This is a genomic window from Geothermobacter hydrogeniphilus (genome assembly GCF_002093115.1).
Lineage (GTDB): Bacteria > Desulfobacterota > Desulfuromonadia > Desulfuromonadales > Geothermobacteraceae > Geothermobacter_A > Geothermobacter_A hydrogeniphilus.
Genome location: NZ_NAAD01000007.1, coordinates 20160 through 46520, shown reverse-complemented (window position 1 = coordinate 46520; position 26361 = coordinate 20160). Strand labels below are relative to the sequence as shown.

At 59.9% G+C, this 26361-nt stretch carries 28 protein-coding genes and 2 pseudogenes; 24 read left to right on the top strand and 6 right to left on the bottom strand.

What is annotated here, in order from left to right:
• The 5 genes from B5V00_RS07180 to B5V00_RS16910 form a co-directional block, all read right to left on the bottom strand.
• On the bottom strand, positions 1-1380 hold the full coding sequence (locus tag B5V00_RS07180; protein ID WP_085010092.1) for a TolC family protein: 1380 nt from the start codon (positions 1378-1380) through the stop codon (positions 1-3).
• A gap of 191 nt (positions 1381-1571) precedes the next feature.
• Entirely contained in the window at positions 1572-1994 is a 423-nt protein-coding gene (locus B5V00_RS07175; RefSeq protein WP_085010091.1) for a hypothetical protein, read from the bottom strand.
• A gap of 78 nt (positions 1995-2072) precedes the next feature.
• On the bottom strand, positions 2073-2933 hold the full coding sequence (ccsB, locus tag B5V00_RS07170; RefSeq protein WP_085010090.1) for a c-type cytochrome biogenesis protein CcsB: 861 nt from the start codon (positions 2931-2933) through the stop codon (positions 2073-2075).
• Positions 2934-2960: 27 nt separating this feature from the next.
• Positions 2961-4373: a cytochrome c biogenesis protein ResB gene (resB, locus tag B5V00_RS07165; protein WP_245803927.1), complete on the bottom strand. Its 1413-nt coding sequence runs from the start codon at positions 4371-4373 to the stop codon at positions 2961-2963.
• Positions 4374-4646: 273 nt separating this feature from the next.
• Complete coding sequence (locus B5V00_RS16910; RefSeq protein WP_139800694.1) at positions 4647-5060, bottom strand: hypothetical protein; 414 nt, start codon at positions 5058-5060, stop codon at positions 4647-4649.
• A gap of 300 nt (positions 5061-5360) precedes the next feature.
• Here B5V00_RS16910 and B5V00_RS07155 point away from each other — a divergent pair, with 300 nt between their 5' ends.
• The 12 genes and pseudogenes from B5V00_RS07155 (at position 5361) to B5V00_RS17405 (ending at position 14777) form a co-directional block, all read left to right on the top strand.
• A complete protein-coding gene (locus B5V00_RS07155) occupies positions 5361-7217 on the top strand; it encodes a hybrid sensor histidine kinase/response regulator (RefSeq protein WP_085010088.1) in 1857 nt (618 codons plus the stop codon).
• 80 nt (positions 7218-7297) lie between these two features.
• A complete protein-coding gene (locus B5V00_RS07150; protein ID WP_085010087.1) occupies positions 7298-7657 on the top strand; it encodes an ArsR/SmtB family transcription factor in 360 nt (119 codons plus the stop codon).
• Positions 7657-8727, top strand: a pseudogene (locus tag B5V00_RS07145) (SO_0444 family Cu/Zn efflux transporter). The gene B5V00_RS07150 and the pseudogene B5V00_RS07145 overlap by 1 nt, the downstream one beginning before the upstream one ends.
• Before the next feature lie 311 nt (positions 8728-9038).
• Positions 9039-10196 carry an ABC transporter permease gene (locus B5V00_RS07140; RefSeq protein ID WP_085010086.1) on the top strand — a complete coding sequence of 386 codons (1158 nt, stop codon included), beginning with the start codon at positions 9039-9041 and terminating at the stop codon, positions 10194-10196.
• Complete coding sequence (locus tag B5V00_RS07135) at positions 10189-10887, top strand: ABC transporter ATP-binding protein (protein WP_085010085.1); 699 nt, start codon at positions 10189-10191, stop codon at positions 10885-10887. The genes B5V00_RS07140 and B5V00_RS07135 overlap by 8 nt, the downstream gene beginning before the upstream one ends.
• Entirely contained in the window at positions 10884-11282 is a 399-nt protein-coding gene (locus B5V00_RS07130; RefSeq protein WP_085010084.1) for a hypothetical protein, read from the top strand. Before B5V00_RS07135 ends, B5V00_RS07130 begins: the two co-directional genes overlap by 4 nt.
• Positions 11279-11659 carry an ArsR/SmtB family transcription factor gene (locus tag B5V00_RS07125; protein WP_085010083.1) on the top strand — a complete coding sequence of 127 codons (381 nt, stop codon included), beginning with the start codon at positions 11279-11281 and terminating at the stop codon, positions 11657-11659. Before B5V00_RS07130 ends, B5V00_RS07125 begins: the two co-directional genes overlap by 4 nt.
• Before the next feature lie 29 nt (positions 11660-11688).
• Complete coding sequence (locus tag B5V00_RS07120) at positions 11689-12510, top strand: nucleoside phosphorylase (RefSeq protein ID WP_085010082.1); 822 nt, start codon at positions 11689-11691, stop codon at positions 12508-12510.
• A complete protein-coding gene (locus tag B5V00_RS07115) occupies positions 12507-13097 on the top strand; it encodes a class I SAM-dependent methyltransferase (RefSeq protein WP_085010081.1) in 591 nt (196 codons plus the stop codon). Before B5V00_RS07120 ends, B5V00_RS07115 begins: the two co-directional genes overlap by 4 nt.
• On the top strand, positions 13094-14113 hold the full coding sequence (gene mduS, locus B5V00_RS07110) for a methyltransferase domain-containing selenoprotein MduS (protein WP_342748515.1): 1020 nt from the start codon (positions 13094-13096) through the stop codon (positions 14111-14113). The genes B5V00_RS07115 and mduS overlap by 4 nt, the downstream gene beginning before the upstream one ends.
• A gap of 56 nt (positions 14114-14169) precedes the next feature.
• A pseudogene (locus B5V00_RS17635) lies at positions 14170-14421 on the top strand (DJ-1/PfpI family protein); the annotation flags it as partial.
• Positions 14422-14456: 35 nt separating this feature from the next.
• Positions 14457-14777, top strand: coding sequence for a type 1 glutamine amidotransferase family protein (locus B5V00_RS17405; protein WP_245803926.1), 321 nt, complete (start codon positions 14457-14459; stop codon positions 14775-14777).
• 74 nt (positions 14778-14851) lie between these two features.
• Here B5V00_RS17405 and B5V00_RS07100 read toward each other — a convergent pair whose 3' ends face one another.
• Positions 14852-16033, bottom strand: a complete 1182-nt coding sequence (locus B5V00_RS07100) for a trans-sulfuration enzyme family protein (RefSeq protein WP_085010078.1) — start codon at positions 16031-16033, stop codon at positions 14852-14854.
• Positions 16034-16313: 280 nt separating this feature from the next.
• On the opposite strand from B5V00_RS07100, the gene B5V00_RS07095 reads away from it, so the two are divergent.
• The 12 genes from B5V00_RS07095 to B5V00_RS07040 all read left to right on the top strand — a co-directional run bounded on the left by B5V00_RS07095 (position 16314) and on the right by B5V00_RS07040 (position 26361).
• Entirely contained in the window at positions 16314-18023 is a 1710-nt protein-coding gene (locus B5V00_RS07095) for a sensor histidine kinase (RefSeq protein ID WP_085010077.1), read from the top strand.
• The gene (locus B5V00_RS07090) at positions 18020-19363 is read left to right on the top strand and encodes a sigma-54-dependent transcriptional regulator (RefSeq protein WP_085010076.1); all 1344 of its coding nucleotides are present in this window, start codon (positions 18020-18022) and stop codon (positions 19361-19363) included. The genes B5V00_RS07095 and B5V00_RS07090 overlap by 4 nt, the downstream gene beginning before the upstream one ends.
• A gap of 273 nt (positions 19364-19636) precedes the next feature.
• Positions 19637-20068 carry a cytochrome c maturation protein CcmE gene (locus B5V00_RS07085; RefSeq protein WP_085010075.1) on the top strand — a complete coding sequence of 144 codons (432 nt, stop codon included), beginning with the start codon at positions 19637-19639 and terminating at the stop codon, positions 20066-20068.
• Positions 20065-22011, top strand: a complete 1947-nt coding sequence (locus tag B5V00_RS07080) for a heme lyase CcmF/NrfE family subunit (protein ID WP_085010074.1) — start codon at positions 20065-20067, stop codon at positions 22009-22011. Before B5V00_RS07085 ends, B5V00_RS07080 begins: the two co-directional genes overlap by 4 nt.
• Positions 22008-22490 (top strand): cytochrome c-type biogenesis protein, encoded by a 483-nt coding sequence (locus tag B5V00_RS07075; RefSeq protein WP_085010073.1) that lies wholly within the window; start codon positions 22008-22010, stop codon positions 22488-22490. The genes B5V00_RS07080 and B5V00_RS07075 overlap by 4 nt, the downstream gene beginning before the upstream one ends.
• Before the next feature lie 2 nt (positions 22491-22492).
• Positions 22493-22783 carry a hypothetical protein gene (locus B5V00_RS07070; protein ID WP_085010072.1) on the top strand — a complete coding sequence of 97 codons (291 nt, stop codon included), beginning with the start codon at positions 22493-22495 and terminating at the stop codon, positions 22781-22783.
• Positions 22776-23501, top strand: coding sequence for a heme ABC exporter ATP-binding protein CcmA (ccmA, locus tag B5V00_RS07065; protein WP_085010071.1), 726 nt, complete (start codon positions 22776-22778; stop codon positions 23499-23501). The genes B5V00_RS07070 and ccmA overlap by 8 nt, the downstream gene beginning before the upstream one ends.
• On the top strand, positions 23498-24178 hold the full coding sequence (locus B5V00_RS07060; protein ID WP_085010070.1) for a heme exporter protein CcmB: 681 nt from the start codon (positions 23498-23500) through the stop codon (positions 24176-24178). Before ccmA ends, B5V00_RS07060 begins: the two co-directional genes overlap by 4 nt.
• A gap of 1 nt (position 24179) precedes the next feature.
• A complete protein-coding gene (locus B5V00_RS07055) occupies positions 24180-24857 on the top strand; it encodes a cytochrome c biogenesis protein (protein ID WP_085010069.1) in 678 nt (225 codons plus the stop codon).
• Positions 24858-24902: 45 nt separating this feature from the next.
• Positions 24903-25055: a CcmD family protein gene (locus tag B5V00_RS07050; RefSeq protein ID WP_085010068.1), complete on the top strand. Its 153-nt coding sequence runs from the start codon at positions 24903-24905 to the stop codon at positions 25053-25055.
• Positions 25052-25663: a tetratricopeptide repeat protein gene (locus B5V00_RS07045; protein ID WP_085010067.1), complete on the top strand. Its 612-nt coding sequence runs from the start codon at positions 25052-25054 to the stop codon at positions 25661-25663. The genes B5V00_RS07050 and B5V00_RS07045 overlap by 4 nt, the downstream gene beginning before the upstream one ends.
• Positions 25664-25962: 299 nt before the next feature.
• The gene (locus B5V00_RS07040; protein ID WP_085010066.1) at positions 25963-26361 is read left to right on the top strand and encodes a MerR family transcriptional regulator; all 399 of its coding nucleotides are present in this window, start codon (positions 25963-25965) and stop codon (positions 26359-26361) included.

Sequence of the window (26361 nt, the reverse complement as noted above, 5' to 3'; positions counted from 1 at the left end):
TCAATCCTGTTTTTCGGGTTCAGATGAAAAGTCCGCCAGCGGGCTGGCAATCAAACGCTCAATATCGGCCCGGGCGGTATTGTAGTTCGCCAGGGCATCCACATACTGCCCGCGCACTTCAAACAGGGTGCGCTGAGAGTCAACGACTTGCAGAAAACCGAACTTGCCCTCGCGGTAACCGAAATTGGCCGCTTCGAAGGCCTGCTCAGCTCCGGGGAGCAGCTCCTTTTTCAGGACCCGCAACTCATCATAGGCACTCCGAAGCTGCTGATAGGCGATGGACAGTTCCGTCTCGATCCTGTTTTTCGCCTCCTGCCACTGGTGTCGGGCACGGTAGTAACTCGCCGTCGCCTCTTTCCGCCCCCCCTGGTTACGATCAAACAACGGCAGGGGGATCGCCAGTTCGGCCACCAGCGCATTGTCTCCGGTGTCCTGGAAATTCCGCACACCGACCATGACGGTGAGATCCGGCACCGCCCCGGCATCCGCCAGACGCCGTTCCGACCGTCTCTGCTCCAGCTCGGTCTGCCAGCGCGCCAGGTCGGGGTTGTTATCGATGGCGCGCAGAAGCTGTTCGAAGGGCGGCAATCCGGGTGCGACTTTCAGATCACCGCTCGCTTTGCCGAACTCGGCCCTGGTGGCCCCCCAGAAGGAGACCAGCGTCTTGCGTGCCGCCTCCAGGGTTCGCCGGGCCTTGGCACTGTTCAACCGCGCCGCGGAATACTCGACCCCGGCCCGGGTCAACTCCAGCGGCGAAACCTTGCCGGCCTCGACCCGTTCACGCACGGCACGCCGGACAGCATTGGCCAATTCCGCCAGCACATCGGCCTGCGCCACCCGCTGCTGAGCCGCAACCACCCCGATATAGGCCTTGGTGGCCGCGGTGAACACATCCAGGCGAATCGCTTCCCGATCCCAGTCGAGCAACTCTTTTCCCAGCCGGGCAACCTGCTTTCGCTTGTCGCGCTTGCCCCCCAGTTCCAGCAGTTGACTGATGGAGAAGGTTGTTTCGGCGGCATCGTAGCCGCTCATCTCATCCTCCCCGGCAAAATTCTCCATCTCGATCGAAAAATCCGGGTTCGGCAACAATCCGGCCTGGAGTTCCCGTCCGGCACCGGCCTCGGAATTCCAGGCGGCGGAAGCCAGTTTCGGGTTGTAGCGCATAGTCAGCCGCAGCGCCTGGCTGAGGCTGAGATCCCCGACCGTAGCGGGCACATCAGCCCCCTGCCGGTTGTCACGTTTTTCCCGGGGGATCTCAAAGACCGGATAGTTTTTTCCCAGGGAATTCGGCTTCGAGCCCGGTTCACCGGCCAGAACCGGTACGGAAAAAATGAAACCGAGACAAACCACTCCCAGGGAAACAAGACTGCGTAAAAACATGTCATTGCTCCTGTCACGTCCCCTCTCCGGGATTCCGGAGGAGACGGTTTTGCGGCGCCCGCAGCACGGCACTATGCCGCCGTAAAGGCGCTGTTGAATTTTTTTCTATGAAGAAATCTTAAACCAGGGTTCCGACCGAAGCAGCTGCAACGGCGGAAACCCGGCATCGAATGAAGCAGGGGTGGGATAAATCAATACCGCAGGATGGTCGTTTTCAGAGCCGTCAATGCAACCCGGGGAGGCCCGGTCGGTTGCAGATACCTTCCCGCCGCCGCAACCGGCGGGAAAATCTTCTGTTCGGGCCACACGAAGAACGGAGAGGACACCGCCGGCGGAGCAAGTACGCTGACCGGTGCTGGTGACCGCTTGTAGGCCAGGATGTCCGGAGCATAGTCCTCACAGAGGCTCTTGATCTTCAGCCGGGCCGATGAATCCTCCCGACCGCCTGTCGACGACGAACCTTCGGAACAGCTGCCCACAGAATGAACTTCAAGATGACTGCGCCCATCCGCATCCATACAGAGGACCACGCCATGGGCCAACCCGTGCCAGAGCAACAGGTAGGTGAACAACGCAAACCAGCTGGCAAATTTTCTGACTGCTATACGAACCATTCCACGACCTTTGAAAATTGATTCATGCCTGAATCCGTGGATCCAAGCCATAAACAATAACCTACAGGGTCACCTTTATCAACCGCCACCGTAAGAATGCAGTCCCGACAGCACCAGGTTGACCCCCAGGTAGCAGAAGATGGTGGCGGCGAAACCGAACACCGACAGCCAGGCGGCCTTTCTGCCGACCCAGCCACGGGTGAAACGAGCGTGCAGGAAGGCCGCGTAGACGAACCAGACGATCAGGCTCCAGGTTTCCTTGGGGTCCCAGCTCCAGTAGGTGCCCCAGGCGTAGTTGGCCCAGGCGGCACCGGTGATGATGCCGAGGGAAAGCAGCGGGAACCCGATCATGATCGCCTTGTAGTTGATGTCATCCAGCACCCGGGTGCTCGGGAAGAGCGCCAGCACCCCGCCGTCATCCCGGTCTTCACCGTCATCCCGGCCCTTGCGCGCCTTGATCAGGTACATGATCGACACCCCGCAGGCCACGGCAAAGGCGGCGTAGCCGAGAAAACAGGTGATCACGTGATAGGTCAGCCAGTTGCTCTGCAACGCCGGAACCAGCGGATCGATGGCGTCGCTGAGATAAAGCTGCCCCCAGATCATGCCGAAAAACGCGAACGGCAGCACGAAAGCACCGATCGCCCGCTGCCGGTATTTCAGGTCGATGAGGATATAGATCAGCAGGATGGTCCAGGCAAAAAAGACCACCGATTCGTAGAGGTTGGAGAGCGGCGCGCGGCCGTCTCCGCCCAGAATCTGGTACGACTCGTACCAGCGCATACCGATGGCCGCGGTATGCAGGGCGAAACCGACGTAACAACAGATGTTGGCGACCAGGGCAACGGTCCGGTTGCGGATCACCAGGTAGGAGATGAAGGCGAGCATAGCGCCGAAATAGGCGATGGTGGTGACATTGAAAAGCTTGATACTGAGCATGAGGATCTCCCTTAAGTGTTCCCGGAATCAGGTGTTCGCTTCGACAGCCGGCAACGGAGATGACTCCGGAGTCTGTCGTCCGGTCAGTTCCTCCTTGAGCCGGGACTTGAAGTCCTCGAAGAAGATTTCAAAGGCCGGCTGATTGCGATGAGCGTTGCCGGCGACCCTGACCAGGCTGCCGTCCCCGGCCGGTTCGATGGTCAGCCAGATGCGCCGGTGGGAGAGAAAGAAAGCGGAAAAACATCCGGCAACCAACAGGAAACAGCCAGTCCAGACCACCCACACCCCCGGGTCTTTGGCTACCTGCAGACCGGTATAAAATTGTTGTTCAAAACTGTCCACGGCAAAGGAATACGCCCCCCCGCGCTGGGCATCAAACTCCGGAAACCGCTGAAACACCACGAAGGCATTGCCGTGTTTTCCCGTCTTGTCGTTGAGATGCATCTGGATCGCCGGTCCGAAACTCTTGTAGCTGTCGGTATAGTCGGAGACGGCGAAGGAACTGCCGTCCGGCAGGGCGATATGTTCGCCGCGCTGCGCTTCGAACTTCAGCTTCCTGCCGCTGCTCCGTTCGGTGACGGTCAGCTTGAAAACCGGCTCTCCGGCGGGCCCGTAACTCGACTGGTAGAAGGTCAACCCACGGTAACTCAGCGGATCATTCACCTCAATGGTCTTTTTCAATACTTCCCGCCCACCTTCAAGCACCACCAGATCGCTGGTGAACTCCTTGGGACGACGGGTGCCGGGATAGTAGGTCACTTCGAAATTGTCGCAGCGAACCTCGAACCCGATCGCGATCGGGTTTTGGCTGTCGCGCGGCCAGACCTTGTCGGTGCTGGTTCCCTCGGCGATATTGACATAGGCCTTGTATCCCCAGACGCTGCCGATAATGGCTCCGGCAAAAATGATCAGGATGGAGAGATGAACCACGTAGACACCGAACCGGGCCCAGGCCATTTTCTGCGCGAAGAGATGGGTGCGGCCATCCCTGGCGGTAACCACCGGGGCGGCAAAGTGTTTGCGCATAAAAACGGCCAGCCGGTCGCCAGCCCGGTCAACGGCCACCGGAACCGTGAACTCGTCACGGTTGGCGAAACGCCGATAGTGTTTTTCATCGGGCGTCAGAACGGGATGCTTCACCAGCTTGAGAATGCGCGGCAACCGCTTGATGGAACAGCAGATCAGATTGATGGCGAAGATATTGAGCAGGGTCAGAAACCACCAGGAATGGTACATGTCGACAAAATCGAGAGCGACAAAAACCCGGTAGACCCTCTCACCATACTCCTGAATGTATTCCTGGGCGGGTTTCCCCTGCTGCACCACCGTACCGATAATGGAGGTGAGCGCCAGCAGGATCAGAGTGGTGATGGCGAGTTTCAGAGAACAGAAAAAGTCCCAGATGATCTCCAGAAAAGACTGGTCTTGTTTGTTGGTCACGGAAATCGCTCCTGAATAAAGCCTGGCGGACGTGAATCGCGACAACAGATTCGCGCCCTGATATTTCTAAAAACCGGGAAAATAAAACGAGCCCGAATCAGTGAGTCCCTCGTCGGCGGACAGCACAAGTCATTGATCTGCCTGAGCTTCCCAAAAATCTGAAGCGCACCCACAGGTTCGCTGATGATTTTTGGGAAGCTCTTTCAGACCAAGCACTTGCATTCTCCATCCAACAGAAACCCACGAATTCTGGACGGGGCTTTTCGAAACGACTTAAATCAGAAGAACGACGGTACCCAGAGAGGCAAGGACAGAATTCGGCTGCCGGGTGACATGGCGAAGAAAAAATTCCGTCACCGGGACAGGCGCGGACGATATTTCCCGGGGGGAGAAAAGCGGAGGCCCCGCTCCATCGTCAACTGGGGATGACGACGGAAAGGACGTCAGGTGAACATTATCGAGACCGACCGGCTGGCGGGAATGACAGCACGTGTGGCAAGTTCCCGCCTCTTCGGCGATCACCATCAGACAGGCCTCCGCAACCTCTGCAGTGGCGTGCCCGGCACAAACCGACGTTGCTGTCGGGCAGCAGGCAACGGCAACGCCGCCGCCAAGGCCGAACAGCAGGTAGGCGAAAAACACCAGCCAGTTCAGTTGTTGAAACAATCGACTCAAACGTAAATTCATTTCGGTTCAGAAATTATCGGACGCTTCGGGGGCGCTTAATAAAGCAAACAGCATGCCAACGAACGGCCGGGAGCCGACTCGCCAAATCCCGGCGCAATCTTACGAAGTTTTATGGGGTACAGGGTACCATGGGTGCGCTTCAGATTTTTGAAAATCTCATCCAGACCAGGTACCTGCACTCTCCATCCAACAGGAACTCACTGATTCAGGTGCGTGACAAAAGTCGACATATCTATATTCATATTATATACTCCCGAAAACTCGAGGTCGGCACAGAAAAACCTCCCGGAAAGAGACTTCATGGGCAGTTCACGCACCGACAGCAATCGACCGTACCTGCTGCAAAGTCTGTTTCAGATCACGGTTCTGGTCTGCCTGCTGATCTTTGTCGGCTGGTCGCTGTTCACCATGCGGCAGACCGAAGAACGACGATTCCGCTTTGAGGCCCTCAATCGCTGCCGGGTTCTGGAGGTCGCCATCGCCGATATACTGCATGGCGGCTCGAAGCGCCAGGTCGACCAGATTCAGAAACGGATTGACAAACTGGTTCAGAGTGATCCACGCATTGTCCGCCTCAGCGTCATCGCCAAAGCCGCGGACGGTCGCTACCGACACATTGCCAGCAGCCTGCCGATCCGGGTCGGCAAACCCGCCCGAGAAGAAGATCTCGAAGCCCTCTCTTCCGGAAAAATCATCTTTCTCGATGAAGACTACCGCGATGTCGGGGCGCTCGACATCACCTATCCGGTACGGGATTTCGACGGCCGGACCGTCGCCCTGCTCGGCTACACCGTCAGCCGCGAAACCAATGATCATACCCCGCTGGTTCTCAGCGGGCTCGGCCTGCTGACCTTCTTTCTGCTGTTGTTTCATCTTCTGCAGGCGCGCGTTCTGGCCCGCCAGGACCGCTCCATCCAGCAGAGCCTGCGCCGACAGCTGCAAGACGAGGAATCGCTGCGCAGCATGGCCGAAGAACTTCACCAGGCGAAAAAAATGGAGGCCATCGGCCTGCTTGCCGGTGGCGTGGCCCATGATCTGAACAATATGCTGATGGGTATCGTCGCTCTTCCCGACCTGTTGCTCGAAGACGACAATCTCACCCCCCGGCAACGGGAACAACTGGCGGATATTCGCGATGCCGGCCGCCGTATCGCCGATGTTGTCGCCGACATGCAGGCCCTCTCCCGCAACAGTGCCGCCAGCCGCGAAATCGTCGATCTCAACCGGATTATTGAAGAATACCTCGACTCTCCCGAATATCAGGAACTTTGCCGGCACCACGGGGTTGACCTCTCCACCGAACTCGAATTCTGCCTGCCGGCTGTCATCGGCACCGGCTCTCATCTGCGCAAGGTGGTCATGAACCTGATCATCAACGCCATGGAAGCCTGTGACCGACAGGGACAGATTACCGTCAGCACCGCGACACATTCACTGACCGAACCCCACAAAGGCTATGAAACCGTTCCCCCGGGGAAATATGTCCGCCTGCGCATCAGTGATACCGGCAGCGGCATCGATCCGGATATCATGGGACAGGTTTTTGACCCTTTCTTTTCGAAAAAAGGGCTCGGCCGCAGCGGCACCGGCCTCGGCCTGGCCGTCTGCTGGTCGATCATCCATGACCACCGCGGCTACATCGACCTGTACACCAACCAGCCGGGTTCCGTTTTCGATATCTATCTTCCGGCCAGCGTCCTGGAAACCCCGCTGCTGACCGAACAGGACGCCCCGCTGCCGCGGGCGCAGGGAAACGGCGCCTCGATCATGGTCCTCGACGATGAAAGCGGCCCCCGTTCGGTCATCTGTGACATGCTCCGTTCCCTGGGCTACCAGGTACTTGAGGCCGGCAGCGGGGAAGACGCCCTGGAGATCCTCTCCCGGCGAAAGGTCGACCTGCTGCTGCTGGACATGGTTATGCCTTCCGGCCTGAGCGGCCTTGAGACCTATCGGCGCGTTATCTCCCTGCACCCCGACCAGAAGACCCTCATCGTCAGCGGTCAGGCTGAAACGAATGATGTCAGGGAGGCGCAACGTCTCGGAGCCGGGCTGTTTCTGAAAAAACCTCTCAACCTGCAGCAGCTGGCAACCGCGATTCATACTGAACTGCACCATCCGCCGGATTCAGCCCCCCATCCCGACACCAGCAGTTCCTGAATACCCCTCCCCTTGACAGGACGCGTCAAAAGGGGCAGACTGAAAACGTCATTTGAACACTTGCTCAACTGTGAGGAGAAATGGATTCCGATATCTGCCAGGTCACCATCGTTGACCGACAACGTATCGCCAGTGCCGAGAACCAGCTGCCCGACCCGCCGGTTCTCGCCGAGGTCGCCGCGACTTTCAAGCTGCTCGGCGACCCGACCCGACTGAAAATCCTGCACGCCCTGGCGGCGGAGGAACTCTGCGTCTGTGACTTGGCGGCGCTGCTCGCCGTCAGCATCTCGGCGGTCTCCCATCAGTTGCGGCTGCTGCGGGGCCAGGGCGTGGTGCGTTTTCGCCGTGAAGGAAAAATTGTCTACTACCAGCTCGATGACGACCACATCCGCCAGGTGATGGCCGACATGCGCGCGCATATCGAAAGTTGCCGGAGATGATGGCCATCCTGCTTGACGTTCTCTCTGAATGCTGGCGAATCCTGCTCGAATCCGCCCCTTACGTGCTGTTCGGTTTTTTCGCCGCCGGACTGCTCAAGGCGCTGATCCCGGATGACGCCGTCGCCCGCCATCTCGGTCACAACGGTGCCGGTTCGGTGATCAAGGCCTCGCTGTTCGGCATCCCGCTGCCGCTCTGTTCCTGCGGGGTGATTCCGGCCGCTATCGGGCTGCGCAAGCAGGGCGCGAGCAAGGGAGCGACCGCCTCCTTCCTGATTTCGGTCCCGGAAACCGGGGTCGATTCGATGGCTATCACCTGGGCGCTGCTCGACCCGCTGATGACCCTGCTGCGACCGCTGGCGGCCTTTTTCACCGCCATCTTCGCCGGCCTGTGGATCAATCGTCTGCCGGAAGCGCCGGAACCGGAGGCTCCTCCCCTGCCGCCGGGCTGCGGCTGACCGGACAAAGACGCCGGGGGTTCCCCGGCACCGACCACCCGTCCGCCGCTTTCCGCCCGGCTGCGCCACGGCCTCGGCTACGCCTTCGGTGATCTGCTCGGCGACATCGGCAAGTGGCTGCTGCTCGGCATCCTGGTTGCCGGGCTGCTCTCGGCGCTGATCCCGGAAGAACTGTTTCAGCGCTTCTTCGCCAACGAACCGTTCTCGCTGCTGCTGATGCTCGGCATCGGCATCCCGCTCTACATCTGTGCCAGCGCCTCCACCCCGATCGCCGCCGCGCTGGTGCTCAAGGGGCTCTCCCCGGGCGCGGCGCTGGTCTTCCTGCTCGCCGGACCGGCCACCAATGCTGCCACCCTGACGGTGGTCGGCAGCCAGCTCGGCCGCGCCGCCACCCTGCGCTACCTGATCAGTATCGCCGTCTGCTCGCTGCTGTTCGGCTGGCTGGTCAACCGACTCTACGCCGTCACCGGCATCAGCATCAGCGACTGGATCGCCCCCGTCGAAACCACCGGCGACTCCCCCCTGGCAATCGCCTCAGCGATCCTGCTGCTGATCCTGATCGGCTGGAACCTGCGCCCGCGACGCGGACACAAGGACGGCTGTTGCAGCTCCTGAGCGATTTCACAAAAGGCGGAGGCCTCATCTGAAAAGGCCTCCGCCTTCTTCATTCAGTCAGGCGAGCCCAGGGAGCCCCCTGCGACCGCATCAATCCTTCCGTTGATTTCTCTTCATCTTTCGGCATTCTCCGCCATCGATTTCGCCGGCAGTGCAGTGAAGCCTCAAAACCTCAAGGGCCGTTGTGATAACGGCTGTGGCTGCCCAAATACCTGACACAAAAAGGCGTCCTTGACAACCCTACTTCATGTTGATATTTTCGGAAACATGAAAACATCAACGACGATCCTGCCCGCTTGAGGAGATGTTCTTTGAACTATTTCAAACTGACCTGGAAAAACATCATCCGTCGCAAAAGCCGCTTCTTTTTCACGCTCTCGGCTATCGCCGTAGGGATCGCCTCGCTGGTGACCCTGCTCTCACTCGGCAGCGGGCTGGAAACCGAGATCCGCAAGCAGGCAGATGTGCTGGGTGCCAACCTGGTGGTCACGCCCCGCGGTTGGTGCGCCTATGAACAGATTTCGGTGTTGACCGGAGAGACCCTGCCCGAGGCCATTCCCAACGCCGATGTCGAAAAAATCGCCGCCATCGAGGGACTGACCGCCTTCCCCTACCTGACCCAGCGCACCGCTCTGAACAATCAGCCGGTCCCGCTGATCGGTATCCTGCCGACCGCGATGAAACGGTTCAAAGGCTGGCGGGTCGCCCAGGGGCGCTATCTGCTGGATACGAGTCATGTCGTGATCGGCTCCGGAATTGCCCGGCAATTCAAGCTGAAAACTGGAGACGACCTCAGGATTCGGGGGCGGGAATTCTCGATCAGCGGCATGCTGCAGGACGTCGGCAACCGCGATGATCTGGCGATCTACATGGACCTTGCCACCGCTCAGAAACTCTACGCGGTCGGTGACAAGGTCTCCTTCATCGCGGTCAAGGTGGACGACATCACCCGTATCGACCGCTATATCCTCGAGATCCAGGAGACGGCCAACGTCGCGGTTTCCTCCGACAAGCAACTGCTGAAATCAGTGCTGGCCATCGTCGGGAGTGTCGGCAGCGCCCTCAAGCTGGTTGCCGCGGTCGCCATCCTGGCCTCCTTTTTCGGCATCGTCAACACCATGATGACCGCCATTTACGAACGTCGCCGGGAGATCGGCATCCTGCAGGCGATCGGTGCCAGGAAACGCACCATCTTCTCACTGTTTCTGTATGAGTCGGCAATCTACGGCCTGCTGGGCGGGATCATCGGGGTGGTGATCGGATTCGTCTTCTCCTACTTTGCCGCCCCCTATCTCGGCCAGAACGAATTCACCGCCTTTCTCGGCAACGGGCAGAGCGTGCAGTTTTTCAGTGCCGGCATCACCCTGAAATCGTTGCTTTTCTCGGTACTGGTCGCAGCCCTGGCCGGTGTCTACCCGGCCCGCCAGGCCTGCAGGCTCAGCCCGGTGGAGGCGATCAGCCATGAATAACGCCATCATCCGCACAGAAAAACTGTCCAAGGTCTACGACAGAGGTTTTCGCACCGTCGCCCTGCAGGAGGTCAATCTGCAGATTCCCAGGGGCAGTCTCGCCTGTATCATGGGCCCCTCGGGCCATGGCAAGAGCACCCTGCTGCACCTGCTCGGCGGACTCGACCGCCCCAGTTCGGGAAAGGTGTGGCTCGACGAAGTCGAGCTGACGTCCGTTGCCGCCGACCGGTTGGCCGAGATCCGGGCACGCAAAATAGGCTTCGTTTTCCAGTTCTTCAACCTGCTTCCCGTGTTGACCTCCCTGGAAAATGTCCAGGTGGCGATGATGCTGGCCGGGGTCTCGAAAAAGGAACAGCAGGAGCGGGCCGCTGAGCTGCTCAATCTGGTCGGGCTGGGAGACAAGCTGCGGGCCAGGCCGAACCAGCTCTCCGGCGGACAGCGACAGCGGGTGGCCATCGCCCGGGCCTTGGCCAACGACCCCGAGATTCTGCTGATGGACGAGCCGAGCGGCAATCTCGACAGCCGTGCCGAGCAGGAGCTGCTGGAGCAGATTGGCCAGGTCAATGACCAGGGCAAAACGGTGGTTATCGTCACCCACTCGGAAAGCGTGGCCGCGATGGCACAACATAGAATCTACATCCGTGACGGTCAATTGATGGGCAACATGGATACCACGGGAGAAAACAGATGAAAAATTCCAGGGGTGCCATGAAGACTCTGGTTTTCCTGGCCATTGCAGGTACGATTTCAGTGTCGACCGGCTGGTGCTGGTTCGAGAAATCGGCGCCGAAAGACGCCCTGAACGTCAACAGCGTCGCCGCCGATCCCGGAGCCTATCGTGGAGAGATCAAGGTACGGGGCATCGTTGCCCGCACTTCTCCTGCCCGGCAGACCTTTGTCCTGATCGACATCCGCGAATATCGTGGTTGCGGGCAATTGAGCTGTGCGACAAAATTCGTTACGGTGCATTCTCAGGAGAAAGAGTTGCCTGAGCTGAAAACCGACGTTGTGGTCAGCGGAGAAATGGCCCCCTCCGGACCGGGATACCTGCTGCAGGCCAGGGAAGTCGAGATATTGAACCGATGAGCAAAAAACCGCAGCCAACCGACGCCGCCGAAACACCCTGCAAGGTCACCTGCTTCAATGAAGAACTGATCAGGGAGATTCAGGATTCCCTGGTCACCGAGACCGAACTGCAGAACCTGGCCGAATTTTACAAACTGCTCGGCAGTCCCGTCCGACTGAAGATCCTCTTCGCCCTCGGCAAGGGAGAACTCTGCGTCTGCGACCTCGCCCACATCCTCGGCCTCTCCATGCCGGCGACCAGTCAGCAGCTGAAACAGCTGCGCCAGCAGGGGCTGCTCAACCACCGCACCGACGGTCGCATGTCCTATTATTCCCTGGCCAAGCCGCGCCTGTTTGAAGCGATTCAGGGGGATGTGGCGTTTATTGAAAAAACCTGAAACAGGGCAGCCCTGACGGAGCCGGGCCGATGAAAAACATTTCGGAAAAAACGTTGCGCAATCTCCCGATATTTTCCCACCAGACGGCCGACCCCTCGGTTTTCCTGCCGGAGAAGCTGCTTGCCCGGGCGTCTTCGATGAAGGGGGAGAGGCAAGCAAAAATCCCGGCCTGCTGCCTTCTCGATTTCGACGGCGAACTGATTGCGGTGGCGCAGAAACGTTTCGCCGCGAGCACCAGTCCAGACTGGCCCTGTTTTCACACATCGCTGCTGATTCTGGAACAGGACGGTTTCGAAATGGGACTGATCGGCGGCACGGTCGGGGCGTCTTTTGCAGTGCTGGTCTGTGAGCAGTTGATCGCCTGCGGCTGCCGGCACCTGATCGGTTACAGCTCCGCAGGATCAATCGGTACCCAAATGTCACCACCCTATATGATGATTCCTGACCGAGCAATTCGCGATGAAGGCACATCCTACCACTACCTGCCGCCCGCTCCCTCGGTGGAAGCAGATGGTTTTCTCCCCGAGATTCTGGTTCGTCATGTGAAGAACTGCGGTTTGCCAGTCTGTCGTGGAACAACCTGGACCACGGATGCGCCCTATCGGGAAACCGCATCGCAGATCGAGCAGCACCGTGCCACCGGGGTACAGACCGTGGAGATGGAGGCTGCGGCGCTGCTGGCTCTGGCTCAGGTCAAGCAGGTTGAAATTGCCTCACTGCTGCATGTGACCAACACCATGGCCACCGGTGACAATGACTTTCACAAAGGACCGGAGGATATCAATTACAAGATCATTGAGTGCTGTATGGACGCGCTGAAAGAAGCTCTTGAGCAGGGTGGTGGCCGATGAAAACCAGGGAAAGCGGTATGCCAGATGAAGAAATATGGACCGGCTTTTTCAACCCTGAGAAGATTCTTGAAAAACTCGGACTGTCATCAACTGCAGGGTCTGTGGTCGAATTCGGTTGCGGCTACGGGACCTTTTCCATTCCTGCAGCACAAATGATTTCTGGACGTGTTTACGCCATCGACATCGATGCCGAGATGGTCACCGTTACCGCGCAAAAGGCGCAACAGACAAATCTTGACAACCTGCAGACCTTGTTACGAGACTTCATAAAAGAAGGAACGGGGCTGGCCGACAGCAGTATCGACTATGTCATGCTTTTTAATATCCTGCATGCCGAGCAGCCCGAACTCTTGCTGAATGAGGCTCTGCGTATTCTGGCTCCGCACGGCAGGCTGGCCATCATCCACTGGAATTATGATCCAACCACACCGCGTGGCCCGTCGATGGAGATTCGTCCCCGACCTGAGCAATGTCAAGTCTGGGCTGAAGCTGCCGGGTTCCAACTGTTGCCACCGGGCCTCGTTGATCTGCCGCCCTATCATTATGGCCTGCTGTTTGAGAGGGTACCGGAAAAGGAGAGGCAATGAAGCCTGAACCTGAAGCAAATATCGAGCAACGAGCTCACTGGGATGAAGTTTTTACCAGGGCAGAGATGTTCTTCGGTGATGAGCCGAGTCGGTTCGCCCAGGATGCTCTGGAACATTTCAGACAGTCAGGCGTAAACTCGCTGCTGGAACTAGGTTGTGGTCAGGGACGGGACAGTTTTCTGTTTGCTCAAAACGGCTTTGACGTAACCGCTCTGGACTATTCTGAAGCTGCGGTCTCGCAGGTCAATGAAAAAGCCGCAAAGGTTGATTTGTCCAAACACATTCGTGCACTCGCCCATGATCTGCGCGAACCACTCCCGTTCGCCGACGCATCTTTCGACGCCTGCTACTCGCACATGTTGCTCTGCATGAAATTTTCCACCGTCGAAATTGCTTATATCCTGCAAGAAACTCACCGCATTCTCAAGCCTGGAGGATTGGCCGCCTACTCGGTTCGCAGCAGCTTTGATAAACATTTTCGCTCGGGAACCCATCTGCAGGAAGAGATGTATGAAATCGGTGACTTCGTCGTTCATTTCTTTTCTGAGGGAAAAATCCGCAGGCTATCCAAAGGGTATAAGATACTGGACATCAAACGCCTGGAAGAAGGGAGCCTGCCTCGAGATCTGTTTTGCGTCACCTTAAAAAAAGAACCGGCCCCTGAAAGTTGGGATCTTGACCCCAACGAGGAGATTGAGATGAGTGACCCACTGGCCAAGTTTCAAACCTTCATGGACGCCGCCCTGGCCCCCGGCCACCTCAACCACAAAACCAAACAACTGGTTGCCCTGGGGGCTGCCCTGGCCGCCGGATGCGATCCCTGAACGGATTTCGGCCTCGCAGTTGCGGGGCAAGCCGGAGCCTCAAACGAAGAACTGAAAGAAGTGGCGGCCATCGCCATGACCGTCAACGCCTTTAAAACCCGCGCCCTGTTCGAAGGCAAAATCGGGGAGGTTGAGCCAACAGATCCTTCCGCCGAAGAGAAGGCCCCGGAACCTGCTCCGGGGAAAACCTGAGGCGTGTAAACGATGCTTCAGTTGAAGCATAAAGCGCGCTCCAATGAACCAAGCCGTTGGAATCAAACGAGGTAAAATGTGTCCGTAAAAAAGTTCTGCTTTTCCTCGGTGAAGGATTCGAGGATCTGGAAGCGGTTTCTGTGCTGTCAGTCTGCGGCTGGACAGAATACCGTGAGCACCTGTCAAAGGTTGAGGTTGTCATTACGGGGTTACACCCCGTGGTCAACGGCAGGTTTGGATTGCAGATAAAAACTGATCTGCTGGTGACTGAGGTCAAAGCTCAGGATTACGCCGCCTTGGCTGTTCCCGGAGGTTTTCGTTTGATGAGGCCTACTGCCAGCCATTGCACGATCTGGCCAGGGCCATCCATGCACATGGTGGAACCAGAGCCACCATGTGCGTCGGCGTGTTGCCTGTTGCAGAAGCCGGGTTGTTGCAAGGAGAAAAAGCAACCAGCTACGCTTTCAGCCGTAACCATGACAACCTAGGACGATTACGTGATCTCGGCTGCGTACCCACTCCGGGACCTATTGAAGTCTCAAATCGCATTATTTCCTGCGCCGGTCCAGCCCAGTCCATTGAGGTTGCTCTGTTGCTATTGGAATCCGTGATTGGCCATGATGAGGTCAAAGAGGTTGAAAAATTCATGGTCGGGACAAGATAAAGTCCATCTCGGGGCAAGAGTTTGACCCAATACCCCGCAGCAAGCTGCGGGGTATTCATTCCCAGTCTAAAACCCTAGCCCAGCGCCTGACGCAGATCGGCGATCAAATCCTCGACATCTTCCAGTCCGACGGAAAGCCGCACCATGCCGTCGGGAATGCCGCGTCGCTCCCGCTCTTCGGGGAGCATGGCGTAATGAGTGGTGGTGATCGGCTGGGTCACCAGACTTTCGACTCCGCCGAGACTGGCGGCAATGGAGAAGAGTCGCAGCCGGTCAACCACCGCCGCCGTAGCGGCAGCATCACCGTCGAAAACAAAACTCAACATGCCGCCGAAACCGCTCATCTGTTCACTGGCGACCACATGACCGGCAAAGTCTTTCAGGCCCGGATAGTTGACCCGCAGCACACATGACTGCTGCTGCAGAAACTCGGCAATCTGCTGCGCGGAACGGTTCTGCGCCTTCACCCGCACCGACAGGGTGCGCAGACTGCGGGCCAGCAGGAACGCGACTTCCGGGGCCATCATCTGACCAAGATTCTTGCGCCAAACCCAGATCGGCGCCAGCAGCTCCGCGCTGGCGATCACCAGGCCACCTGTCAGGTCGCTGTGTCCGCCCAGATACTTGGTCGCGCTATGCACCACGATGTCCGCACCCCGTTCAAGCGGTTGCTGGTTGACCGGAGAGGCAAAGGTGTTATCGACAACGGTCAGCGCGCCGTGCGTTTTGGCCACCGCCGCGATCCGGCGGATATCAAGGACTTCGAGGTTCGGGTTGGTCGGAGTTTCAAAGAAGACCAGCCGGGTCTTCTCTCGAAACTGCCGCGGCAAATCGTCCAGTTCATGTCCGAGAACAAAGGTTGTCTCGATACCAAGAGTCGGCAGGTTTTCGTTGAGCAGGTCGTAGGTCCCGCCGTAGACATCACCGATACAGATAATATGATCCCCGGCGTTGCAGTGAGCAAGAAAGGTCGCCGCCTCTGCCGCCATCCCCGAACTGAAGGCCAGGCAGCCTTCTCCACCTTCCAGAGAGGCACATTTTTTCTCCAGCCCGCGAATGGTCGGGTTGAGTCCATAACGGGTATAGAGATTGCCGTCGGGGTTGCGCCCCTCAACCACATCGAGCAGCTTCCCGGTATTTTCAAAAGCGAAGGTTGAATGATTGTAGAGCGGCAGGTGGATACCGCCCTGCACATCGAGAGATTCACCTGCGTGGATACAGCGGGTGGAAAACCCTTTGTTGCCGTTCTCTGCCATCCTGACCTCCCTTTTTCCCTCGGTTTTTGACCTGGGCAAGGATCGTGTTGCCCGCTGCTTGATCCGTCCATCATGGACAAAGCGGATATAAGCCCCCCGGATACCCGAAACTCTTTTGACGATGACCTGAATCCGTGCGTCCCTTGGCAGCAGTCAGCAGACGCCTGGGGACAGGGTAAGAGTACCATGCCCTGAAAAAGATGCTGTAAAACCTGTATTCCCTGAACCTGTTCCGCAGGGCCTGGCGGGAGAGGCCGAGTCGCCGCGGCGCGGAGAACTGATGTTCCTGTGCGGCGTCCACCTGAGCGGCGGCTGCAGCGTTGAAGTCTCCGAAAAAATCATATTTCCCGACGATTCAGAACAGGATCTTGTTGCTGTCGGCTCCGGCAGCGTTTATCGTAGTTCTGAATCAGCGGTCGTCTCCGGTCAACCAGCACCGTTGCCCGGCCGCGAGCTGCCGACTTCGGGCCTGAAATACCCGCGGGCACCACAGAGGCAATCCTCCCATCCAGCCGAGGCACGCCAGATGCGCATCGCTACCCGGATCTTTCTTTACCTGTTCACCCTGGTCACCGTTGCGTCCGCGGTGCTTGGCTACGTGTCGATCCAGGATGAAAGAATCCACCTGCTCGCCGGGGTCCGCTCGGAAGCCCGGCTGATGGCCCGTTCCCTGGCGGCAGTGCTGCGCCGCTACCACCCCGGCGACCCCGCTGTCGACCTGAACCGGCTGCTCGCCGACATCACCCCGCGCGAATGGGAACCGCCGCCCATGCTCCGCTTCTATACCCGCGACGGCGCCCCGACCGGCGTCGCCTGTGCCGAATGCAACCCCCTCGCCCTGCCCCATAAACGGATCGATCTGAGTGTCCTCGGCGCGAACGGCCGCGAGGACATCATCGAAACCGGCACCGAACAGTTCTTTTCGATCATCGTGCCGGTCCGGGGAGTCGGAAACTCCCCCCAGGGCGCCCTGGAAGTCGTGCTGCCGCTGCGGCAGGTCAACCAGACCCTGGCGGGGCTCACCCGTCGCTTCCTCTTTTTCACCCTGGCCCTGATTCTCGGGCTGGGCGTGGTCATCAGCCTGATCACCCGCTGGAACATCAGCCAGCCGCTGCAGAAGCTGGCGGTCGCCGCCCGCCGACTCGGAACCGGCAACCTCGCGCTGCGGATCGAACCGAGCAACGTGCCCGATCTCGATCAACTGGTGGACGAATTGAACCGGATGGCGGTCAGCCTGGAAGAACAGTACCGCTCCCGCGAGGATTTCTACCAGCAGAAGCTGGAGCTGGAACGGGGCCTGCGGCATGCGGAGAAACTCGCCTCCGTGGGCCAGCTCACCTCGGGCATGGCGCACGAAATCGGCACCCCGCTCAACGTCATCATCGGCCGTGCCGAACAGTTGCTGGGCCGGATGGCGGCGGACGATCCCGGACGCAGGGCCCTGGAATCGATCATTGATCAGAGCGAACAGATCGCCGGGCTTATCGAGCGGCTGCTGGCCTTCTCGCGGCAGGATATCAAGTGCTGGGAGGAGGTCGACCTGGAGGGTCTGCTGCGGGAATCCCTGAGCCTGTGCCGGATGCGCTTTCCAAAGCGCGACTTTTCCGTCGACCTCGAACTCGACCTGCAGGTGGCGAGCATGACCGGCGACACCAATGCCCTGCGCCAGCTGTTTGTCAACCTGATGCTCAACGCGATTCAGGCGGTTGAAGGGCAGGGCCGGATCCGGGTTTCCTCGGTCCTGACGGAGAAACGTATCCAGGTTGTTTTCGAAGACAATGGCCCCGGCATCCCCGAACAACTGCGGGAAAAGGTCTTCGAACCCTTCTTCACCTCCAAGGATGTCGGCGAAGGAACCGGCCTCGGACTCTACATCACAGCCAACATTGTCGAGGATCACGGCGGCGATATCCGCATCGAAGACCGAGCGGGCGGGGGAGCCCGCTTTGTCATGACCTTTCCGTTCAGGCAAGAGAGGAGCCAGGCATGACCAGTCCGCCCCCACTACGCATCCTGATTGTCGACGACCAGCCGCAGATGCGGGAACTTCTTGCTGATATTCTCGGTGAACGGGGCTATGCCGTAGCGACAGCCGGAGACGGCGAACAGGCACTCGAACACCTCGCCGAACAAGCCTTCGAGCTGATCATCAGCGACATCCGCATGCCGTCGATGGACGGCGTCACCCTGCTGGAACGGGTCAAGGATGTCCCGGGATTCTCCCCGTTCGTGATCCTGATCACCGCCTTCGGCGACATCAACGACACGGTCCGGCTGATCGATCGCGGCGCCTACGATTACCTGATCAAACCGTTCAAGACCGAGCAGCTGCTGATCACCGTCAAACGCGCCGAACGAGAACTGGCCATGCGCCGCCGGGTCGCCGAGCTGGAGGAGAGCCTGACCCGGGGGGCGGCGCATCCCGAACTGGTGGGCCGCAGCAGCGCCATGGCCGGCGTGCTGACCCTGATCGACAAGGTCGCTCCCGCCGAGGGCGGCGTGCTGATCGAAGGAGAGACCGGCACCGGCAAGGAACTGGTCGCCCGGGCGATCCACCGCACCTCGCCGCGCCGGAACGGTCCCTTCGTCGCCGTCAACTGCGCGGCGCTGCCCGGCGAACTGCTCGAAAGCGAACTCTTCGGCCATGTGCGCGGCGCGTTTACCGGCGCCGTCGAAGAGAAGCCCGGGCTGTTCCTCGAAGCGCAGGGCGGCACCCTGCTGCTGGATGAAATCGGCGACATGCCCCTGCCGCTGCAGGCCAAGCTGCTGCGAGCCCTGCAGGAACATCAGGTGCGGCCGATCGGCGGCTCCGAACTGCGGGACTTCGACGTGCGGGTACTGGCCGCTACCAACCGCAACCTGCTGGAGGACGCCCGCGAGGGGCTGTTCCGCGAAGATATCTATTACCGCATCGCCACCTTCCGGATCGCGCTACCGCCGCTGCGCCGCCGTCGCGAAGACATTCCGGCCCTGCTTGAGGAATTCATCGCACGTTTCTCCGGCACCCGACCGCTCGAATTCGAACCCGAGGCCCTGCGCGCCCTGATCGACTATGCCTGGCCCGGCAACGTGCGGGAACTGCAGAACCTGGTCGAACGCTGCAGCTATCTCTGCGACCGGGGAAAGGTCAGGCTCGCCGATCTGCCGGCGGAAATCCTCAACAGCCTGCGACCCGACGAACAGTTCCGCTGGACTGACATCAAGCCCCTGGCGGAGCTGGAGCGCGACTATATCCAGCATGTCATGCGCCTCTGCAACGGCAACAAGGTCCAGGCGGCCGCCCTGCTCGGCATCAACCGCAAGACCATCCAGCGAAAACTGAACGACTGACCCCGCGCCCCCTTCTCCGCGCCACTCACTGCGACAATTTGTCCCACAGGTCCTTATTGTCGCAGCCGGGCACTGATCCCGGCCTCCCCACCGCCCTCCCTGAATACAGAATTTATCCTGCAATTCCAGCATCATGGCTTCATTCTCGGTCGCCAGGACTCTTCTGGCACAACCCATGCTCATTATCCTGGCAAGAAGCGCCGCTGTCCCCGAAGTTCTGCCGGTGAGTTTTTACACCGCCACCAACCTTAAATAAAAGCGAGTTTACAGCAGATGAAAAAATCGAATCGAAAAGCTCTGCTTGCCATTCTGGTCATCGTCGTCGGCGTCGGTTTCCTGATCTGCCGCGGACTTTCCAGTACCAGCGTCTACTACATGACGGTCGCCGAACTGAAAACCTCATCTTTGGGGCAGCAGCTCAGCCGGAACCAGTCCGTACGCGTCGGCGGGAAGGTGATCGAGAACAGCATCGACTACAACCAGCGCGAACTGGTGCTGCGCTTCGCCCTTCGGGACGAGAGCCGGCCGCAGCAGCGAATCGACGCCGTCTACCGCGGAGCCCGGCCCGATGCCTTCAAGGCCGATATCGAGGCCCTGCTCGAAGGAACCTACGACCGCGGGCAGAATCTCTTCCTGGCAAAAACCCTGCTGGTGAAGTGTCCGTCAAAATATGAATCCGACCTGAAGCAGGAGGACAAACCGTGATTACTTTCGGAATTCTCGCCCAGTTCGCCGCCCTGGCGTTCACGCTGCTGTCCATGGGACTGCTGTTGGGCGGCCTGGGGCGCAACAATCTGCGCCTGGTGCAGGCCGGCAAACGGGGCCTGCTCAGCGCCGCGGCAGCCACCACCCTGGCCTCGATCGCCCTCGGCTACCTGTTTCTGACCGACGCCTTTCAGGTTGAATATGTCGCCTCCTACTCCGACCGGGCCCTGCCGCTGTTCTACAAGCTGACCGCCTTCTGGGCCGGGCAGAAGGGCTCGCTGCTCTTCTGGGCCTGGGTGCTGAGCCTGTTCACCGCCCTGGTGATCTTCAACAACCGCAGGGAGCGGGACGACCGCAGCAGCCCCTACGTCTACCTGGTGCTGGCGGCCACCCTCGGCTTCTTCCTCTTCCTGCTCTGCGTGGTCAGCAACCCCTTCGATACCCTGGGCTTCACTCCCCGGGACGGCAACGGGCTGAACCCGATGCTGCAGAACCCGGGCATGGTCTTTCATCCGCCGCTGCTGTTTTTCGGCTACATCGGCTTCACCGTGCCCTTCGCCTACGCCATTGCCGCGCTGATCACCGGCAACACCGACGCCAACTGGATCCGCAAGACCCGGGCCTGGAACGTGCTGTCCTGGATCTTCCTGTCGATCGGCATCATCCTCGGCGGCCAGTGGGCCTACGTCGAACTCGGCTGGGGCGGCTACTGGGCCTGGGATCCGGTGGAGAACGCCTCTTTCATCCCCTGGCTGGTGTCGACCGCCTTCATCCATACCGCAATCATCCAGGAACGGCGCGGGATCATGAAGGTCTGGAACATGGTGCTGATCCTGCTGACCTTCGCCCTGTGCATCTTCGGCACCTACCTGGTACGCAGCGGCGTGCTGCAGTCGGTGCACGACTTCGGCGCCACCGGCCTGGGCGGCTACTTCCTCTTCTTCGTCGCCGTGGTCCTGATCGGCGGCTTCTACCTGCTGGCCGAAAGCTACGGCGAATTCAAGACCCCGGGCAGCGTGGAATCCTACCTGTCGCGGGAGAGTACCTTCCTGTTCAATAACGTGATCCTGCTCGCCCTGGCCTTCGCCACCCTGCTCGGCACCGTCTTCCCGATCCTCTCCGAAGCGGTGACCGGCAACAAAATCACCGTCGGCCAGCCCTTCTTCAACCAGGTCAACACCCCGCTGTTCCTGATCCTGGTGCTGCTCACCGGCATCTGCCCGCTGATCGGCTGGCGCAAGGCCTCGGCCGCGAACCTGCGTCGCAACTTCCTGCGCCCGTCGCTCACGGCCCTGTTGGCCGGCATCCTGATGGGCGTCTCCGGCATCCGCGAACCCTACGCGCTGCTCGCCTTCTGCCTGGCGGCCTTCGTCTGCGCGACCATCATCCAGGAATACGTCACCGCCATCCGCTCCCGCAAAAAACTGACCGGGGAATCCTCCGCGTCGTCCGCCCTGAAACTGCTGTGGCGGATGCGGCGGCGCTACGGCGGCCATATCGTCCATTTCGGCCTGGCGATCATGGTGATCGGCATCGCCGCCTCTTCGGCCTACAAGCTGGAAAACCAGGGGACGCTGGCCCAGGGAGAAACCCTTGCCATCGGCGACTTCACCCTGAAATACGAAGATTTCCGCATCTATGAAAAATATAACCGAACCGTCTACGCCGCCCGACTCGGGGTCTTCAGGGACGACACCCGGATCGATGTCATGGAGGCCGAGCGCCGCAACTACATCAACGCCAAGCAGCCGACCACCGAAGTCGCAATCCGCTCGACCCTGCTCGAAGACCTTTACGTCACCATGCCGGGCATCGGCCGCAACAATGAAATCACCCTCAAGGTCGCGGTCAACCCCCTGCTGATCTGGATCTGGATCGGCAGCGGCATGATGGTGCTGGGCGGCATCCTGGCCATCATTCCCTCTCGGAGGAAAGAGACATGAACAACCTGGCGTTACGCTTTACCTTACCGGTCCTCTTCCTTCTGCTGCTGGCCCTGCCGACCGGGGGACTTGCCGAACTGACCGAAACCGAGGTCACCGAGAGCCTGATCTGCTACGCCTGCCCGGGAGAACCGCTGAGCATCGACCGCTGCAGCGGCGGCGACCGGATGCGCGAAGCGATTCGCAGCATGCTGGCCGAAGGCAAGAACAAGCAGCAGATACTCGACTACTTCGTCGCCCAGTTCGGCGACAGCATCCTGACCACCGTCCCCAAACGCGGCTTCAACCTGGTCGCCTATCTCGGCCCGATCGTCGGCCTGCTGATCGGTATTCCGGTCGCGATCCTGGTGATCCGTCGCTGGGGCTCGGCCGGACAGAGACAGACAACCGAAAAACCCGCCGGAACAGAGACGGTCCTCGACGACAAGATGAAACAACAGATCGAGACCGAACTGGCCCGCCTGGACGAGGAGGACTGACCATGGAAATCGCCACACTGCTGCTTATCAGCCTGTTGCTGATGGTCTACACCCTGCTGCCGGTTTTCCGACCCGCCGCCCCCCTGGTTCTGGAGCAGAACCCGCTGGAACGCCGGCGGCAGGCCCTGGAGCAGGAGAAGAAAACCAATCTGCAGGCGATCAGGGATATCGATTTCGAACTGGCGACCGGCAAGATCAGCGCCGAGGACCACGAGGAACTGCGAACCCTCTACAGCCTGCGGGCGGCCGACGCAATCGCCGCCCGGAAACGGCTGCGGGAAGACCATGACTGAATCCGCCGGGACACCCTTTCTGCAGATCAGCGGACTGAGAAAAGCTTACGGCAATCTCGAAGCACTGCGCGGCGTCGACCTCGAGCTGCGCCGCGGCGAGTTTCTCTGCCTGTTCGGACCCAACGGCGCCGGCAAATCGACCCTGCTGAAAATCATCGCCACCCTACTGCGCCCCGACAGCGGCCGGATCAGGGTTCTCGACAATGACCTGCAGGAGAATCCGGAAGCCTACCGCGCCCGGCTCGGCATGGTGTCCCACCAGCCGTTCGTCTACCAGGATCTGAGCCTACTCGAAAATCTGGAATTCTACGCCGCGCTCTACGGGGTGAAACAACCCCGGAAGCGAGCGCTGAAGCTGCTACAGCAGGTCAAGCTGATCCAGCGCTGCGACATGCCGGCGGGCGACCTCTCCCGCGGCATGCAGCAGCGGCTGAGCATCGCCCGGGCGCTGGTCAACGATCCTGAACTGCTGCTGCTCGATGAGCCGTACACCGGCCTCGATGAGCATGCCGCCCGGATCTTCGGCGAGCAGCTGCGGCTGCTGCACGATAACCGTCGGACCATCATCATGGTGACCCACAACCTGCGCCGCGGAATGGAGTCGGCGACCCGCCTGGGCATCCTCGCCCGCGGTCGGCTGGCTTACCTGCAGGAGAAGGACCAGGTCGATCCGGCCTCTTTCGAGGCACTCTATTTTCAGCACCTGGAGGCGTCATGAACAGCCTGCGGCAGATACTCTTTCTGTTCGGCAAGGACCTGCGGATCGAATTGCGCAAAAAGGAATCGCTGGTATCGATGGCCTTTTTCGGCGCCCTGCTGCTGGTGATCCTCAACATCGCCGCCGGTGTCGACAACCAGGTTGATGCCGATGCCGGCGCGGGGATCCTCTGGGTGGCGGTGATCTTTTCCGCGGTACTCGGCCTGGGACGGGTCTTCGCCCGGGAAAAGGAGAACGGCTGCGTGGCGGCGCTGCTGCTCAGCCCGGTCGCACCAGGAGAGATCTTCATCGCCAAGGCGCTGGTCAACTTCATCCTGATGATCCTCGCCCAGCTGGTGCTGGTACCGATTTTCTTCGTTCTGTTCGGCAGCAACTTCAGCGGCGGCCCCGTCGCCCTGCTGCCGATCCTGCTGCTGGTCAACCTCGGCTTTTCAACCGCCGGCACCCTGATCTCGGCCATCTCCGCCGGTACGCGCCGCAACGAGGTGCTGCTGCCGATCCTGCTCTTTCCCCTGCTGCTGCCGCTGACCGCACTGGCGATCAAGGCGACCGCCGGGGCACTGGCCGCGCGCCCGCTGTTCGAACTGCGGGATCAGATCGAACCGATGATCGCCTTCGGCCTGATCTTCAGCGCCGCCGGCTACCTGCTTTTCCCTTTCGCCATCAGAGAGGATTGATATGCCCGGACTGAACCGACCCGCCCTGCTGCCCGCTCTCGCCGGCCTGCTGATCCCGCTGGCCATCGGCATGATTTTCTTCTACGCGCCGCTGGAACGGACCATGGGGATCATCCAGAAAATCTTCTACCTCCACCTGTCGCTGGCGGCGACCGCCTTTCTCTCCTTCTTCGTCGCCTGCATCTCCGGAATCATGTACCTGCTGCGCCGGCAGCGGATCTGGGACGCCCGGCTGGCGGCCAGCATCGAGATCGGCGTGGTTCTGACCACCCTGGTGCTGATCAGCGGCTCGCTCTGGGGCCGGCCGATCTGGAACACCTGGTGGACCTGGGACCCGCGCCTGACCACCTCGCTGATCCTCTGGTTCATTTTCGCCTCCTGTCTGATTCTGCGCTCGGCGGTCGATGAAGAGGGCAGAAGGGCCAGGTTTTCAGCGGTGATGGCCATCATCGGCTTTGTCGATGTGCCGATCGTCTTTCTTTCGGCCCGACTGTGGCGCAGCATTCATCCCACGGTGATCCGCAGCGAAGGGATCGGCCTGGAACCGGCCATGCTCGTCACCCTGCTGATCAGCATCCTGGCGATGCTGGTTTTCTGGGCGGCCCTGTTCCGCCTGCGCTGCGCCCAGTACCACCAGGAAAACCGTCTCCGTGATCTGCAGCAGCAACTGCAGCACTGACCCGCGACCCGTTACCGGCAACAACCGATACTTGAGGAGATTGACATGGAACACGCGACCTATCTGATCATCGCCTACATGGCCATCTGGGGCGGTCTGGCCGGCTACCTGCTCTGGCTCTCCAACTGTCAGCGCCGGACCGCACGACAACTGGAGCTGCTCTGCGCCCAGCTTGAGCAGCAGGAGGATTTGTCATGACAGCTCGCGTCAGCCGCAGGGACCGGGCCGCCTTCGGCTTCTTCTGCGCCGTGGCTATTGCCATCGGGGCCATGACCCTGGGGTTTCTGGTCAAAGGACCAGCCGCCAAACCGCAGCCACAGGCCCAGGGAACTCCTAACCAGAACATCGAGGCGCGCATTGCCCAGCTTGAAACGCACCTCAAAACCTCACCCCGGGATGTCAACGCGCTGCTCTCTCTGGGAGACGCCTACCTCAATTCGCGCCGCGCCATGGAAGCCTTCCGGCTTTTCCAGCGCACCCTGGACATCGAGCCGGGGAATGTTCACGCGTTGAGCGACCTCGGCAGCCTGTATCAACAGATCGGTCAGTACGACAAGGCGCTGGACAGCTACCGGCGCGCCTTCGAGAGCCGCCCGGACCACACCGGTTCGCTGTTGAACATGGCCCTGATCTACAGCCGCCACAAGGGGGAGAACGCCAGGGCGCTTGAACTGCTGCAACAGTTCCTGAACAGCAACCCCGAACCGCAGCTGGTGGCCACCGCCGAACAGGAGATCGCCCGGATCAGGCAGGTCATGCAGGCTGCCAACAGCCCCGCCTCACCGGCTCCGGCAGGCCGCGACTGAATGCGGTGCGCTTGAATCCTGACCGTGGGATCATGCCGGATAAATAAGCGCGACCCGCGGCAATGAGCTCATCAGCCAAACGTCGGAACACACCGGGCCAGACTTCCGCAACAGGAAGCCTGGCCCGACTTTTTCAGCGACAATCCACTTCACCGGCTCAACGAACCCGCTCCCGGCATCCAGAAGGTTTTCCAAAAGCCTGAGACGGGCATCCCTGTCTCCTCCTCAAAAAAATGCTACATTTGTCTTGACACCGTACCATGGTACGGCAACTACTCTTGAACCATGCGAGGCCAAAAATGAACAACCTGACCATCGGCCAGGCGGCCGAACTTGCCGGCGTCGGCGTTGAAACCATCCGTTTCTACGAACGGCAGGGGCTGATTGAACAGCCGCCAAAACCACCGGAGGGGTTTCGCGTCTACCCGGCGGAGACGATCCGCAAGATCCGCTTTATCCGCCGGGCCAAGCAGATCGGCTTCACCTTGAAGGAGATTCGGGAACTGCTCGGTTTCTATTTCGACACCGGTATCAGCTGCGCGGATGTTCGGGAGCGGGCGATGGTAAAGATCGCTGACATGGAAGCCCGCATTGCCGCACTGAAAAGGATGAAAGCGGCCCTGCAGACGCTGGTGGATGAATGCGGCAACGGCGACGACAGCTGCCCCATTCTGGAATCCCTGGCGGATGATGACTGA